Origin of the sequence: Asticcacaulis sp. (genome assembly GCF_051954415.1) — a bacterium.
Taxonomy (GTDB): domain Bacteria; phylum Pseudomonadota; class Alphaproteobacteria; order Caulobacterales; family Caulobacteraceae; genus Asticcacaulis.
The window spans coordinates 63,163-77,336 of sequence record NZ_JBQCHT010000025.1; the positions used below are offsets into that span (position 1 = coordinate 63,163).

Sequence of the window (14,174 nt, forward strand, 5' to 3'; positions counted from 1 at the left end):
AAAAATGGCGAAATTCGTATCTCGAAAGCCACATCATTACGAATTGTACAGGTTTTGGCCTGCAAAATTTTGCAAAGCATTGCAAAAAGAACCGCGTTGTATAGATACTCACGTTCAACAGGCGCCGTCAGAGTGCCGTGAGGGTTGAGATGTCTAAAGGCGAATGTCCTGCACTGAGAACAGGGCAAGCGTTGAAGATCGAAACGCAACACCAGGAGGAAACCTTATGCGTAATTCCAAGGGTCAAAATGCAGCGCTGCGCACGCGCCTGCTGACCTGTGGCGCCACCGCGGCCATTGCAACGGCCTGCGCTTTCGCCGCCCCCGTTATGGCCCAGGATACGGCCGCCGCCGCCCCGGCGCCTGCTGAAGATACCACCACGATCGTGGTCACCGGCATCCGCCGCGGTATCCAGGACGCCATCTCGGCCAAGAAGAAATCATCCCAGATCGTCGAAGCTGTCTCGGCCGAAGACATCGGCAAGCTGCCGGACGCCTCGATCGCTGAATCGATCGCCCGCCTGCCGGGTATCGCCGCCCAGCGCACCAATGGCCGCGCCCAGACGCTCAGCATCCGCGGCCTCGGCCCGGATTTCACCCTGACCACGCTGAACGGCCGCGAGCAGGTTTCGACCAACGACAACCGCTCGGTCGAATTCGACCAGTATCCGTCCGAACTGATCAGCCAGGTCGTCGTCTACAAGACGCCGAACGCCGGCATGGTGGCTCAAGGGCTTTCCGGCACCGCCGACCTGCAGACCGTGCGCCCGCTGGCCTATGGCAAGAAAGCCTTCGCGGTTAACCTGCGTGGTGAAATGAACTCGGAAGATGCGGCCATCGGCGGCATGAAGAATACCGGCAACCGCTTCTCGGCGATGTATATCGACCAGTTCGCCAACAAGACCATCGGCCTGGCCCTGGGTTACGCTCACACCGACTCGCCCTACCAGACCCAGAAGAAGGAATCCTGGGGCTTCCCGTCCTGCTCGGCCTGTCTGCCCGCGGACCAGTCCCTGCTGATCACCGGCGGTGAAAAGGACGCCGTCGATTCGTCGAATCTGAAGCGCGACGGCTATATGGGTGTTCTGGAATTCAAGCCGAATGACCAGTTGCACGTTACCCTCGATGCCTACCACTCGGATTTCAACGAGTTGCAGCGTATCGCCCGCCTCGAATATCCGCTGGCCTGGGGCGCCAACCAGCTTCAACCCGGCTACACCACCAATGACGAGTTCGTCACCCACGGCGTCTTCACCGGCGTCAAGACCGTGGTTGAAAACTACATCAATCAGCGCAAGTCCAAGCTCGATTCGTTCGGCGCCAACGTCAATTACGACCTGAACGATCACTGGTCGCTGATGGCCGATCTCAGCACCTCGAAGGTCGTGCGTGACGACGCCCTGATCGAATCGACGGCCGGCACCGGCCCCAGCGGTTCGGGCGCCACCGACACCATCACCTTCGACCAGGGCGCCTATGGCCTGACCACCCTGTCGGGTGTGGTCGATTACAGCGATTTCGACACCGTCTTCCTGACCGATCCAGGCGGCTGGGGCGGCCCGCTGGCCAACCGCGCCGGCTATGTCAAGACACCGCACATCACCGACGAAATCAAGGCGGCCAAGGTCGCTGCGACGCGCAAATTCGACAACGGCTTCCTGAGCGGCGTCACCTTCGGCTTCAACCACACCGAACACACCAAGGCCAAGGTCGGCGTCGAAGGCTATATCGGCATCAAGGGCGCCGCCTACGCCGTGGTTCCGGAAGCCTATCGCACCGGCACCACCGATGCGAACTTCCTCGGCAACAACAGCGGCATGATCTCCTATGATGCCCTGGGCCTCTACGAATCCGGCTTCTTCGCCTTCAAGGAAGACACCACCACGGCCTCGCTGCAAAAGACCTGGTCGGTGACGGAAAAGATCGACTACGCCTATGTCCGCGCCGATATCGACACCACCCTGTTCAATATCCCGGTGACCGGCAACATCGGCGTCATGTCCGAGCATGCCGACCAGAAGGCCGTTTCGCTCTATACCACCGGCGGCGGCGATTCCGCACCCGTCACCGGCGGCACCAACTATACCGACCTCCTGCCGTCCCTCTCGCTGAACTTCGCCGTGGCTGACGACACCACCCTGCGCTTCGGCGCCGGCACCACCATCGCTCGCCCGCGCATGGACGACATGGCGGCCGGCACCGGCTTCAGCGTGGTGACCGACGGCAATACGTCGGGCAGCACCATCAATGGCCAGCCCGTTTACTGGACCGGCGGCGGCGGCAACCCGGAAATCAAGCCGTGGAAGTCGAACAACTATGACCTGTCGCTGGAAAAATATTTCGGCCGCAAGGGTTATGTGTCGGCGGCGGTCTTCTATAAAGATCTGACCACCTTCATCTTCAACCAGTCGATCATCCACGACTATACCGGCGTGCCCCTGCCGAGCTATTGTACGGTCACCAGCGGCACGACCTCGACCTTCGTGTGTAACAATGCCGACGCCAACCGCATCGGCCTGACCACGGCCCAGGCCAATGGCCAGGGCGGTTACATCAAGGGCCTGGAACTGTCGGCCTCCGTCCCCGGCGAACTGCTGTGGGCGCCGCTCGATGGCTTCGGTGTCATCGTATCGGGTTCGTTCAACGATTCGAGCATCAACCCGACCGGCCATGCCAATATGGATGTGCCCGGCCTTTCCAAGCGCGTGATCAATGCCACGCTCTACTACGAAAAGTACGGCTTCTCCGCCCGTATCAGCGGCCGCAACCGCGCCGACTTCCTGGGTGAAGTGCCGAACTACACCAACACCCTGGAAAACCAGTGGGTGCATGGCGAAACGGTCTATGACGCCCAACTCGGCTATGCCTTCGAGAATGGTCCGCTCAAGGGCTTCTCCCTGTCGCTCTCGGCGCAGAACATCACCAACGAACCCTTCACCCTCTATCAGGGCAAGGGCCAGCGCGACCATACCATCCGCGAGGAAAAGTATGGCAGCACCTACCTGTTCGGCGTCAACTACCGTTACTAGGGCCTGACGCAGACCCAAAGCGCATCCGCCGGTCTTCGGATCGGCGGATGTTTTTGTTTGTAAAGTGTGTAAGCTGCGAAAAACGGGGACATCCATGCCAGCAGAACCCATCCGAAAACTCGTCATCCTGGGCGGCGGCACGGCCGGCTGGATGGCGGCGGCCATGGCCTCGCGGACCTGGGGGCAGCGCCTGAGCATAACGCTTGTGGAATCCGAGGCCATCGGTACGGTCGGGGTTGGCGAAGCGACCATCCCGCCCCTGATAAAGCTGCTGCGGTTCTTAGGCCTCGATGAAGACGTGACCCTGCGCAATATCCAGGGCACGTTCAAGTTCGGCATCGAATTCGATGGCTGGCGGCGCAAGGGCGAAAGCTATATGCACTCCTTCGGCACGCCGGGCGCGCCCATCGGCATCGTGCCCTTCTATCAGTACTGGCTGCGCCGTCACCTGGCGGGCGAAGACTGCGGCTCGCTGTGGGATTACAGCCTCAATACGCAGGTATCCCATGCCGGGAAGATGTCGCGCGAACCGCGTATCGAAGGCAACCTGCCAGGGCCGGAGCGCGCCTTCCATTTCGATGCCGGCCTGCTGGCGCAGTTCATGCGGCGCGGCTGCGAGGCATCGGGCGTGGTGCGGCGCGAAGGCAAGGTCTCCGGCGTCAATCTGCGTCCGGAAGACGGTTTTGTCGAGAGCCTGACCCTGGACAGCGGCGAAATCATCGATGGCGACATGTTCATCGATTGCTCCGGCTTTGTCGGCGTGCTGATCGAGGGCGCACTGAAGGCCGGTTACGAGGACTGGACGCACTGGCTGCCTTGTGATCGCGCCGTGGCCGTACCCTGTAAGTCATCCGGGACTGTCCTGCCCTATACGCGTTCCACGGCCCATGCGGCGGGCTGGCAATGGCGCATTCCGTTGCAGCACCGCACCGGTAATGGCCATGTCTTCTGCTCCGGCGCGATGAGTAATGACGAGGCCACGCGCATCCTGCTGGAAAATCTCGATGGCGAACCGCTGGCCGACCCCCGTGTCATCGGCTTCCGTACCGGGCGGCGCAAGGCGACCTGGGTCAAGAACTGCGTCGCGCTGGGTCTGGCCTCCGGTTTCATGGAGCCGCTGGAATCGACCTCCATCCACCTGGTGCAGTCGGTGATGACGCGCTTTCTCGACTTCTTCCCGGATAAGGACTTCAATCCGATCGAGATCGCGGAATTCAATCGCCGCTGCCGGCGCGAGTATGAATATATCCGCGATTTCCTGGTGCTGCACTACCACGCCAACGAGCGCGACGAACCCTTCTGGCGCGACTGCCGCAACATGGTGGTACCGGACTCGCTGGCGCACAAGATTGACTATTTCCGGCAGCATGGGCGTCTGCTGGTCGAGGAGGGCGATCTGTTCCGCGAGGATAGCTGGGTACAGGTGCTGATCGGTCAGGGCATCATGCCGAAAGCCGCCTCGCCGCTGACAGAAACCGTGGGGCAGGAGGCGTTGGCCAGTTTCATGAACGGCATGAAGATGGCAATGGACAAAGCCGTGGCCGCCATGCCGACGCATGATGACTTTATCGCGCGCCACTGCGCAGCCACCACTGTTTAAAGATTGTCCCTAAGCCAGGCGGCCGCATCGGCGCGCAAAGGCGCTTTCTTGCGGAAAGGTACGGAGAAGGCTGCGGCCGTATCGGGATGGGTCAAACCGTCGTAGAGCTTCAAGGTCACGTCGGTGCCGGCCGTCTTCAGCCGGGCATCGAGATTGACCGCATTGTGGACGCCGACCACCGTGTCGGCGCGGCTCTGCATCAGCAGGAAGCGGGTATCCAGCTTACGCGCATAGGTCACAGGTTGCGTCTCTTCCGGCCTTGGCCACTGGCCAAAGGCCTCTTTCGAGGCCGGCACATCGAAGGGATAGAAGTCATACGGGCCAGCAATGCCGACGCAGACCTTTAAAGGCGCGCCTTCGCCGAGGTAACGCGGATCGAGCGCCATCATGGCCGCTTCATAACCACCGGCCGAATGACCGATCACGCCCAGGCGCTGGATATCACCGCCGTAGGCGCCGGCCTGAGCCATGACGTGCTGTATGGCCAGGGCATTGTCTTCGAGGAAGACCGGGTAGAGCACCTGCGGCACCAGGCGGTAATCCGGGATGACCACCAGATAGCCCAGGGCCGCCAGGGAATGCCCCATCCACACATAGTCGGCTTTCGAGCCTGAGTTCCAGCCACCGCCATAAAAGAAGACCAGCACAGGCAGATCACGACCGCCGCCTTTCGGCGCATAGATATCCAGTTTTTGCCGCGGATCATCACCAAATGACACATCGCGCGCCACACGCGTGGCCTCGTCCTTCGGCGTGAAGGTATTGAACAGGGACAGGGTGTTGCAGGCAGCCAGAAGCGGCGCCAGGCCCAGCATGGCAAGCAGGGAACGTCTGGCCATGCGCTCAGGCACTGAGGCTGACGCTGGATTTTTCGGTCGGCGGCTTCGGCCGCAGACGTATCCCCTTGAGGAACAGCAACAGCGCCTCCCAGTGAATGCCCCAGACAACACCGAGCGTCATCAACGGCATGGCGAAAAAGAGATACAGCAAGGTACGGTCACGCAACGGCTTTCGTATGGCCGTAAAACCGGCGAACAGCACCTGTTGATCGCCTTTTTTCAGGTCAATTTTCAACGCGAAGGTCTCATCCGGCACGATCAGATCGAAGCTGTAGGCCATGTCCATATCCATGAAGGGCGAGACATGCAGGCGCTTTTCACTGGCCTGGTGGATGCGCTTTCCGGATTGCCGAACCGGCAGGACATAGGAATGGCGGTCGCCGAAGGTATTATTGACCTCATAAACCACCGCCTTCATCACACCATCGGCCGATTGCAGGAAATAGAGGCTGATCGGATTAAAGACGAAACCGAGCACGCGCGGCATGGCCATCAGGAACAAACGGTCGCCGTGGGTATATAATCCGTGTCGGGATAATAGCCTTATCATCCGATCACGCAGCGGCGCCGTCCGGGCCTGCGCCTTGTCCGGGCCGTGGTCGCAGTCATGGAAGCTAAACAGATTGAAGCGGTTATGCGAGAAGAAAAGCGTCTCTTTTGGCTGATCGAGATCGATCAGCAGCTGGAAAATGCGGTAGGTCAGGCGGTGGGCCTTCGGTACAAACCGCTGATGGATGACCTCACCTGTGTAGATTCCGGCCTGAAGGGCCGGCAAGGGCGACTGCCCGTCCGCGCTGATGCGCGGAGCCCGCGCGGCCTCTGAGCGCACAAAGCTTTCCACTATTCCGCCGCCTCTCGCACCGGCTCTTCCCACGGATTGTACGAAATGCGGCTCTGGTGCCAGTCGAAATCCCATGGCCGGCGCTTACCTGTGATCGCCTCGGCCACGGCCAGGCCCGATTGCAGGCCGTCCTCATGGAAGCCGGAGCCGAAATAGGCGCCGCAGAACCAGCTATGGTTTTGCCCCTGCAAATCCGCCAGCCGGCCTTGCGCCGCTATGGCGCGGGCATTGAAAAGCGGATGCTCGAACACGATGCGCTTGATGACTTTCGCCGGATCGACCGCGTGCGTCGGGTTAAGGGTAACGAAGTAATTCCGGTCGGTTTTCAGCACCTGCAGCAGATTCATCCAGTAGGTGACGCAAAGCTGCTGTTCATTGGAAGCTGAGCGTTCGCCCATATAGTTCCAGCTTGACCACGCCGCCCGGCGCTTTGGCATGAAGGCGGCATCGGTGTGCAGCACCACCTCGTTCGGGGTGTAGGTAAAGGCGCCGAGCGTCTCAATTTCATCCACGGTGGCATCGGCCAGCATCTTCAGCGTCACATCGGCGTGGGTGGCGAAAACCACCTGGTCGAACAGATGGCTGACGCCGTTCTGATCATGAAGCACAACGCCTTTCGGGCCGCGCGTCACCCGCCTGATGGCGGTGTGGGTGCGGATACAATCAGCAAACGGCGCGACCAGTTTCGTAACGTAGGCTTGCGCGCCGCCGATAACGCTGCGCCACAGGATGCGGTCCATGATCTGCAGCAGGCCATGGTTCTCGAAGAAGGCGATAAAGGCGCGGAAAGGGTAGTCCATGATCTGGCTTGCCGAGGTCGACCATATGGCCGCAGCCTGGGGCAGAAGATGGTCGTCGATAAAGGCACGGCCGTAATTGCGGTCCTTCAGATAGTCGCCCAGCCGGTAATTCTCACGGGCGCGGGCGGCGTGATCTTTCGGCGCTTCCCGATAGAAACGCATGATATCGAGCAGCAGGGAAATAAAGCGCGGCCGGAAGAGGTTGCGCGTCTGGGCGAAAAGGCCTTTCAGGCCCAGGCTCGAATATTCCAGCCGGCCCTTGTCAATGGAAACGCCGAACGACATGTCGGAAAGCTGGTGCGGCACGTCGAGATGTTTGAAGAGTTGGACGAGATTGGGATAGCAGGGCTCATTGAAGACGATGAAGCCCATATCCACCCACAGCGGATTTTCCTCCGTGCCGACATTGACCGAATGGCTGTGACCGCCGACATCAGCCTCGCTTTCAAAAACGGTGATGTCGCAGGTGTCATTCAGCATCCAGGCCGCTGACAGGCCGGCGATACCGGTGCCGATAATGGCGATCTTGGACTTTACGGGGATAACCATTGCGTTGCCGTTATGCTTGTTTTTCGTATGGAGGGTTTACGCCCGCCCACGCCGCATGGATCACCGGGTGTGATCCACTGCGGACATGGCGCCGTAAAAGCAGCAAATACGCGAAAATAACCCGCCTGATAGCTGAATTTCTGAAACGGACAAAATGCACTTTGACCGCGCCCTCACAATCGGCTCTTCTGTCCGCATGATATCGCCGGATCAGAAGAACTGCGCCGAAACGCCCGAAGCGCTCATCACGCGCATTGCCGGCACAAGGGACCGCGCCGCCTATGCCGCCCTGTTCACCAGTTTCGCTCCCCGGATCAAGGCGTTTGTCATGGGCCAGGGAATGACCGCGCAGGAGGCCGAGGATCTGGCGCAGGAAGCCCTGCTCAATGTCTGGCGCAAGGCGCACATGTTCGACGCCTCGAAGGCCTCGGCCGTGACCTGGATCTATTCCATCGCCCGCAATCTGCGCATCGATGCCGCGCGCAAAGCCAAACGGGTCAGGGAACTGCCCGAAGACCTGTGGCAGGGTGACGGCGACAAGGCCGCCGATGAACAGATTGTCGACACGCAATCGGCGCAGGCCGTCGCCCGACTGCTCGATGGATTGCCGCCCGAACAGAAGGATATCCTGCGCCTGTCCTTCTATGAAGACCTGTCGCAAAGCGATATCGCCAAAACCCTGTCCATACCGCTGGGGACCGTGAAATCCCGCCTGCGCCTGGCCATGACGCGCCTGCGCACCGCCATGGACGGCAAGAGTACCGGAGTAAAGTCATGAGTGCCGTTCACCATCCGGGTGAAGATCTTTTATGGGACTATTTCCGCGGTGCGCTGGCGCCGGGCCTGCGTTTGAGCGTCAGCACGCACCTCGATCTGTGTCCAAACTGCCGGGATGACCTGCGGGTCTTCACGGCGATTGGCGGCGCCATGCTGGAAAAGACCGAAGGCGTGGCGATGTCGGACAGCGCGCTTGACTTGGCCCTGGCCCGGATTGAAAGACCGGTCGAGCTTCCGGAAACGAGCAATTCGCCAGTGCCTGCACCAACCAGGGGCCCGGCGTTCCTCGAAGGCTTTGAATTGCCGCCGTCACTGCAAAACGTCGACATTCGCAACCGTTATTTCGTCGCGCCCGGTGTCTGGATGGCGCCGATTGCCTTGCCGGACGATCCAAAGGCGGCAAAGACCTACCTGATGTGCGTCAGGGCCGGCATGGAAATGCCCGAGCATACCCATCGCGGACGCGAAATTACAGTCATGCTTCAGGGGCAATACCGGGATCACAAGGGGCTTTACCAGCGCGGCGATTTCAGCCAGTGCGACGAGGCCGATGACCGCCACATGCCGGTCATGATGGGTGATGTCGACTGCCTGTGCCTGGTGGCGCAGGAAGCCGCGATCATCCCCAAGACCTGGCTGGGCTGGCTGTTGAAGCCCATTGCGAGGATATAGTCATGATCCGCGCTTTTGCCGTCACGCTCTTACTCGTGCTGGCCTTCATGCTGGCCCTGGATTTTGCCTGGCTCAGCCTGACGGCCGAAGCCCTCTACCGGCCGAACATGGCCGGCCTGATGCGCGCCAAGCCCGATCTTGTGCCGGCGGCGGCCTTTTATCTGCTGTATGGCATAAGCCTGACCTGGCTGGTCCTGTTTCCCGTGCTTTTCGGCGGGCGCGGACGTCCCTCTCTCATCGATCTGTCCATCAAGTCGGCGCTGTTCGGCCTGGCGGCCTATGGCACCTATGACCTGACCGCCCTGGCAGTGATCCGGGACTGGCCGCTGCGCCTGAGCCTGATCGACATGGCCTGGGGCATGGTCATCACCCTGGCCACGGCGCTGCTGACAGCGGGCGCGCTCAAGGTCTTGAAGCTCAGGCTCTAGGCCGGCCTTTGGCCACGGCCACCTTTGAGCGCGGCGGGCGGGCCAGCACATCCGATATCTGCCAGGCGGCGGCCACGATGGCATCGAGATCGACACCGGTCTTTATGCCCAGTCCCTTCAGCATGTAGAGCACGTCCTCGGTCGCCACATTGCCGGAAGCGCCCGGCGCATAGGGGCAGCCGCCCAGCCCGCCGACCGAGGAATCGATGGTGGCAATACCGTAATCGAGCGAGGTCAGGATATTGGCCAGGGCCTGGCCGTAGGTGTCATGGAAATGGACGGCCAGTTTGTCCGCCGGTATGACCTTCAGCACCGTATCGAGCAGGCGCGCCACATCTCCGGGCGTACCGACGCCGATCGTATCACCCAGCGAAATTTCATAGCAGCCCATGTCGAGCATCCGTTCCGCCACGCGCACCACGGCGTCGGGCTGGACCGGCCCTTCATAGGGACAGGCGATGACGGTCGAGACATAGCCACGTACCCGTATATGGTCGCGCGCCGCCGACTCCATTACGAAGCCAAAGCGTTCCAGACTTTCCTCTATCGAACAGTTGATATTCTTCTGGCTGAAGGTTTCCGACGCCGCACCGAAAATGGCCACAGAGGTGGCGCCGGAATCACGCGCGGCTTCATAGCCCTTCAGATTGGGCGTCAGAACCGGATAGGTCACGCCCGGCGCGCGCGTGATGCCGGCCACGACCTCCGCGGCATCGGCCATCTGCGGCACCCATTTCGACGAGACGAAACTGGCGGCCTCGATATGTGTCAATCCGGATGCGGACAATTGGTCGATCAGCGCGATCTTGTCGGCGGCGGGTACGATCTCGGTTTCCGCCTGCAAGCCATCGCGCGGCCCGACCTCGTAAAGGGTGACGTACTTGGGCCTCACATTTCCAGAATTCATTTGGTTTCCTCGAACAATTCGCGGCCGATCAGCATCCGGCGGATTTCCGAGGTGCCGGCGCCGATCTCGTACAGCTTGGCGTCACGCCACAGTCGGCCGACCGGGAAATCATTGGTGTAGCCGTTGCCGCCGAGGCACTGGATCGCTTCGCCCGCCATCCAGGTCGCCTTTTCAGCGGCATAGAGGATGCAGCCGGCGGCGTCCTTGCGCGTGGTCTCGCCGCGATCGCAAGCAGCGGCCACGGCGTAGACATAGGCGCGGCAGGCCGCCCAGGTCGAATACATGTCGGCCAGCTTGCCCTGCATCAACTGGAAGGTGCCGATGGGAGCGCCGAACTGTTCGCGTTCGTGGATATAGGGGATCACCACATCGAGACAGGCGCGCATGATGCCGAGCGGCCCACCGGACAGCACCACGCGCTCGTAATCCAGACCCGACATCAAAACGCCGGCTCCGCGTCCCTCCGTACCCAGAACATTTTCCGCCGGCACCTCACAATCGGCGAACACCAGTTCCCCGGTGTGCGACCCGCGCATCCCCAGCTTGTCGAGTTTCTGCGCCACCGAGAAACCCGCAAAGTCCTTTTCGATCAGGAAAGCCGTCATGCCTTTCGAGCCGGCGGCGGGATCGGTCTTGGCATAGACCACCAGAACGTCCGCATCCGGACCATTGGTGATCCACATCTTGCTGCCATTGAGCACATAGCGGTCGCCTTTTCTGTCGGCGCGCAACTTCATCGACACCACATCCGAGCCCGCGCCGGTTTCCGACATGGCAAGCGCCCCGACATGCTCGCCGGAAATCAGCTTCGGGAGGTATTTCGCCTTCTGTGCCGCATTGCCATTGCGGGTGATCTGGTTCACGCAGAGATTGGAATGCGCACCGTAGGACAGACCAATCGAGGCCGAGGCACGGGAGATTTCCTCCATGGCGATGGTGTGGGCCAGATAGCCCATTTGCGCCCCGCCATAAGCTTCCGGTGCAGTCATGCCCAGCACGCCCATTTCGCCCATCTTGCGCCACAGCGGCATGGGGAACCGGTCGTCACGGTCGGCGGCCTCGGCCAGCGGCGCGATCTCGATTTCGGCGAAGCGTCGCACGCCTTCGCGCAAGGAGTCTATTTCCTCGCCATGGCCGAATTGCAGATGGGGAAAGTCGATCATCGCCTGCCTCTTTTTCTTATACCTCCCCAGTTTACTGGGGAGGGGGACCGCGAGCCTCTTGGCTCGTGGTGGTGGGGATTCTTGCTTTACTTACTCAATCTCAACCAGCAGCGCCTTGTCAGCCACCTGATCACCGGCCGCCGCATGGACCGCACGGACCACGCCCGCCATCGGTGCCTTCATGGTGTGTTCGATCTTCATGGCGCCGAGGATCAGCAGTTTCTGTCCTTTCTCGACGCTTTCCCCGATCGTAACGAAGACATCGATCAGCTTGCCCGGCATCGGTGCCTTGACATCGCCGGAAACCACAGCCGCCTCGCCGGCTTCCGACTTCAGGTTCAGCGGCGCCTGCGGCGGCAGGTTGAGCCGCCAGCCGGTGATGTCATTCCATGGCGAGGTCGGATCTGCCGCAGAGGGCGCTATCTCGCTGTCGGGCCAGGGCAGGAGCAGGCGGTCCTGATGGCGGGCGATAAAGCCGGTATCGATCTCCGCCAGCGCAAACGCCTCGTCCGATACCACCCGCCGCAGGAAACCCAGATTGGTCGCCAGCCCGCGCAGTTTCGTCTCGATCAGGGCTTCGCGCATCCGCGCCAACGCCTGTTTTCGGTCCTTGCCGTGAACCACGATCTTGGCGATCATCGGGTCGTAAAACGGGCTGACCGCATCGCCAGTTTCAACCGCCGATTCAATGCGCGCCGCCGCCGGGAAGTCGAGCCGTTCCAGTGTTCCCGTCGCGGGCAGGAAATCGTTCTGCGGGTCTTCGGCATAAAGCCGCGCCTCGACGGCGTGACCGGTGATCGTCAGTTCTTCTTGCCCCTTCGGCAAGGGTTCGCCCGCTGCCACGCGCAACTGCCATTCGACCAGATCAAGCCCGGTGATGGCCTCGGTCACCGGATGCTCGACCTGCAAGCGCGTGTTCATCTCCATGAAGTAAAACGGCGCGTCTTCGATGCCTTTCGACACATCGACGATAAACTCCACCGTGCCGGCGCCGCGATATTTGATGGCCTGCGCCGCTTTCACCGCCGCCTCGCCCATCGCCTCACGCATGGCTTCCGGCAGGCCGGGCGCCGGCGCCTCCTCGATGACCTTCTGGTGGCGACGCTGCAGCGAACAGTCACGCTCGAACAGATGCACCACATGCCCGTGTTCGTCGGCAAAGAGCTGGATTTCGATATGGCGCGGCACCTCGATGTATTTCTCGATCAGCACCTTGGGATCGGCAAAGGCATTCAGACCCTCGCGTTGCGCCGATACAAGGGCATCACTGAAATCCTCGGCCCGATCGACCCGTCGCATCCCCTTGCCGCCGCCACCAGCCACGGCCTTGATCAGCACCGGATAGCCGATCCGCGCGGCCCCCGCTGCGAGATGCTCCGCGTTCTGATCATCACCATGATAGCCGGGCGTCACCGGCACGCCGGCGGCCGTCATCAGCGCCTTGGCGGCCCCTTTCAGGGCCATGGCGCGGATGGCGTCCGGGCGCGGGCCGATAAAGACCAGACCGGCCTCCTCGCAGCTTTCCGCGAATTCGGCGTTTTCCGACAGGAAACCATAGCCGGGGTGGATGGCCTGGGCGCCGGTTTCCAGCGCAACGGCGATGATCCGGTCGCCACGTAGATAACTGTCACTGGCCGCCGCCGGACCGATCAATACGGCGCGGTCTGCCTCGCGCACGAAGGCCGCGCGGGCATCGGCATCGGAATAGACAGCGACGGTCTCCACGTTCATCCGTCTACAGGTACGGATGATGCGGCGGGCGATTTCCCCGCGATTGGCGATCAGAATGCGTTTGAACATCAGGCCGTCCAGTGGGGTTTGCGTTTACCGAGGAAGGCGGCAATGCCCTCGCGGCCTTCATCGGAGGCGCGGCGCGTGGCGATGCGGTGAGCGGTCAATTCCCCCTTGTCGTCCATCTTCGTGATGTCATTTATCAGATCCTTGGCGTCGGCAATGGCTTCCGGACCGCCGGCCAGCAGGGCCTCGACCACCTTGGCACCCTCGGCTTCCAGCGCGCTTGAAACCTCATGGATCAGGCCGATGCGCAGGGCCTCAGCCGCGGTGAAGCGCTCCCCGGTCAGCATATAACGCCGCGCCGCCGATTGGCCGATTTTGGCGATTACGAAGGGCGAGATCACCGCCGGGATCAGGCCCAGCCGCACCTCGGTCATGCCGAAACTGACCTCCGGCTGGGCGATCACCACATCGCAGCAGGCGACCAGCCCGACACCGCCGCCGAGCGCCGCACCGTGGACCAGTCCCACCACCGGCTTGGGGCAGGTATTGATGGTGTCGAACATCTTCGCCAGGGCCAGGGCGTCCTCGCGGTTGGCATATTCGTCCTGTTCGGCGGCGCGCTTCATCCAGTTGAGGTCGGCCCCGGCGCTGAAACTGGCGCCATGGCCGGCCAGAACAATGACCCGCACGCCGTCCTGCCTGCCAAGATCGGCGAAGGCGTCGGTCAGTTCGCCGATCATGCCCTCATTGAAGGCATTATGGACGGCGGGGCGATTGAGAGTGACGCGGACCACGCCGCGTTCGTCGGCGTCTACGGTAATATCCTGCATGGT

Annotated in this window: 12 protein-coding genes; 5 read left to right on the plus strand and 7 right to left on the minus strand. The window is 61.5% G+C overall.

Translation table 11 applies throughout. From position 1 onward, the window contains the following. The first annotated feature begins 226 nt into the window (after positions 1 to 226). The gene (locus tag ACTHND_RS08765; protein ID WP_440177563.1) at positions 227 to 3,028 is read left to right on the plus strand and encodes a TonB-dependent receptor; all 2,802 of its coding nucleotides are present in this window, start codon (positions 227 to 229) and stop codon (positions 3,026 to 3,028) included. 94 nt (positions 3,029 to 3,122) lie between these two features. Continuing rightward, entirely contained in the window at positions 3,123 to 4,628 is a 1,506-nt protein-coding gene (locus ACTHND_RS08770) for a tryptophan halogenase family protein (protein ID WP_440177564.1), read from the plus strand. Here ACTHND_RS08770 and ACTHND_RS08775 read toward each other — a convergent pair. The 3 genes from ACTHND_RS08775 to ACTHND_RS08785 are packed head-to-tail and all read right to left on the minus strand — an operon-like array spanning position 4,625 to position 7,657. Then, positions 4,625 to 5,467: an alpha/beta hydrolase gene (locus ACTHND_RS08775; RefSeq protein ID WP_440177565.1), complete on the minus strand. Its 843-nt coding sequence runs from the start codon at positions 5,465 to 5,467 to the stop codon at positions 4,625 to 4,627. The genes ACTHND_RS08770 and ACTHND_RS08775 overlap by 4 nt on opposite strands. A gap of 4 nt (positions 5,468 to 5,471) precedes the next feature. After that, positions 5,472 to 6,296: a DUF1365 domain-containing protein gene (locus ACTHND_RS08780; protein WP_440177566.1), complete on the minus strand. Its 825-nt coding sequence runs from the start codon at positions 6,294 to 6,296 to the stop codon at positions 5,472 to 5,474. A gap of 11 nt (positions 6,297 to 6,307) precedes the next feature. Next, complete coding sequence (locus tag ACTHND_RS08785) at positions 6,308 to 7,657, minus strand: NAD(P)/FAD-dependent oxidoreductase (protein WP_440177567.1); 1,350 nt, start codon at positions 7,655 to 7,657, stop codon at positions 6,308 to 6,310. 154 nt (positions 7,658 to 7,811) lie between these two features. Between ACTHND_RS08785 and ACTHND_RS08790 the strand changes: the two genes are divergently transcribed. Genes ACTHND_RS08790 through ACTHND_RS08800 form a run of 3 tightly spaced genes read left to right on the plus strand, consistent with a single transcriptional unit; the run spans position 7,812 to position 9,534 of the window. Then, on the plus strand, positions 7,812 to 8,435 hold the full coding sequence (locus tag ACTHND_RS08790) for a sigma-70 family RNA polymerase sigma factor (protein WP_440177568.1): 624 nt from the start codon (positions 7,812 to 7,814) through the stop codon (positions 8,433 to 8,435). Beyond that, complete coding sequence (locus ACTHND_RS08795) at positions 8,432 to 9,106, plus strand: ChrR family anti-sigma-E factor (RefSeq protein ID WP_440177569.1); 675 nt, start codon at positions 8,432 to 8,434, stop codon at positions 9,104 to 9,106. The genes ACTHND_RS08790 and ACTHND_RS08795 overlap by 4 nt, the downstream gene beginning before the upstream one ends. A 2-nt stretch (positions 9,107 to 9,108) precedes the next feature. Beyond that, positions 9,109 to 9,534, plus strand: coding sequence for a DUF2177 family protein (locus tag ACTHND_RS08800; protein ID WP_440177570.1), 426 nt, complete (start codon positions 9,109 to 9,111; stop codon positions 9,532 to 9,534). Here the strand turns inward: ACTHND_RS08800 and ACTHND_RS08805 are convergent. The 4 genes from ACTHND_RS08805 to ACTHND_RS08820 form a co-directional block, all read right to left on the minus strand. Then, complete coding sequence (locus ACTHND_RS08805; protein ID WP_440177571.1) at positions 9,524 to 10,441, minus strand: hydroxymethylglutaryl-CoA lyase; 918 nt, start codon at positions 10,439 to 10,441, stop codon at positions 9,524 to 9,526. The two genes, ACTHND_RS08800 and ACTHND_RS08805, sit on opposite strands and share 11 nt — an antisense overlap. Then, positions 10,438 to 11,604 carry an isovaleryl-CoA dehydrogenase gene (locus ACTHND_RS08810; RefSeq protein WP_440177572.1) on the minus strand — a complete coding sequence of 389 codons (1,167 nt, stop codon included), beginning with the start codon at positions 11,602 to 11,604 and terminating at the stop codon, positions 10,438 to 10,440. The genes ACTHND_RS08805 and ACTHND_RS08810 overlap by 4 nt, the downstream gene beginning before the upstream one ends. Positions 11,605 to 11,694: 90 nt before the next feature. Further along, positions 11,695 to 13,404, minus strand: coding sequence for an acetyl/propionyl/methylcrotonyl-CoA carboxylase subunit alpha (locus tag ACTHND_RS08815; protein ID WP_440177573.1), 1,710 nt, complete (start codon positions 13,402 to 13,404; stop codon positions 11,695 to 11,697). Further along, complete coding sequence (locus ACTHND_RS08820) at positions 13,404 to 14,171, minus strand: enoyl-CoA hydratase-related protein (RefSeq protein WP_440177574.1); 768 nt, start codon at positions 14,169 to 14,171, stop codon at positions 13,404 to 13,406. The genes ACTHND_RS08815 and ACTHND_RS08820 overlap by 1 nt, the downstream gene beginning before the upstream one ends. Between the last annotated feature and the right edge of the window lie 3 nt (positions 14,172 to 14,174).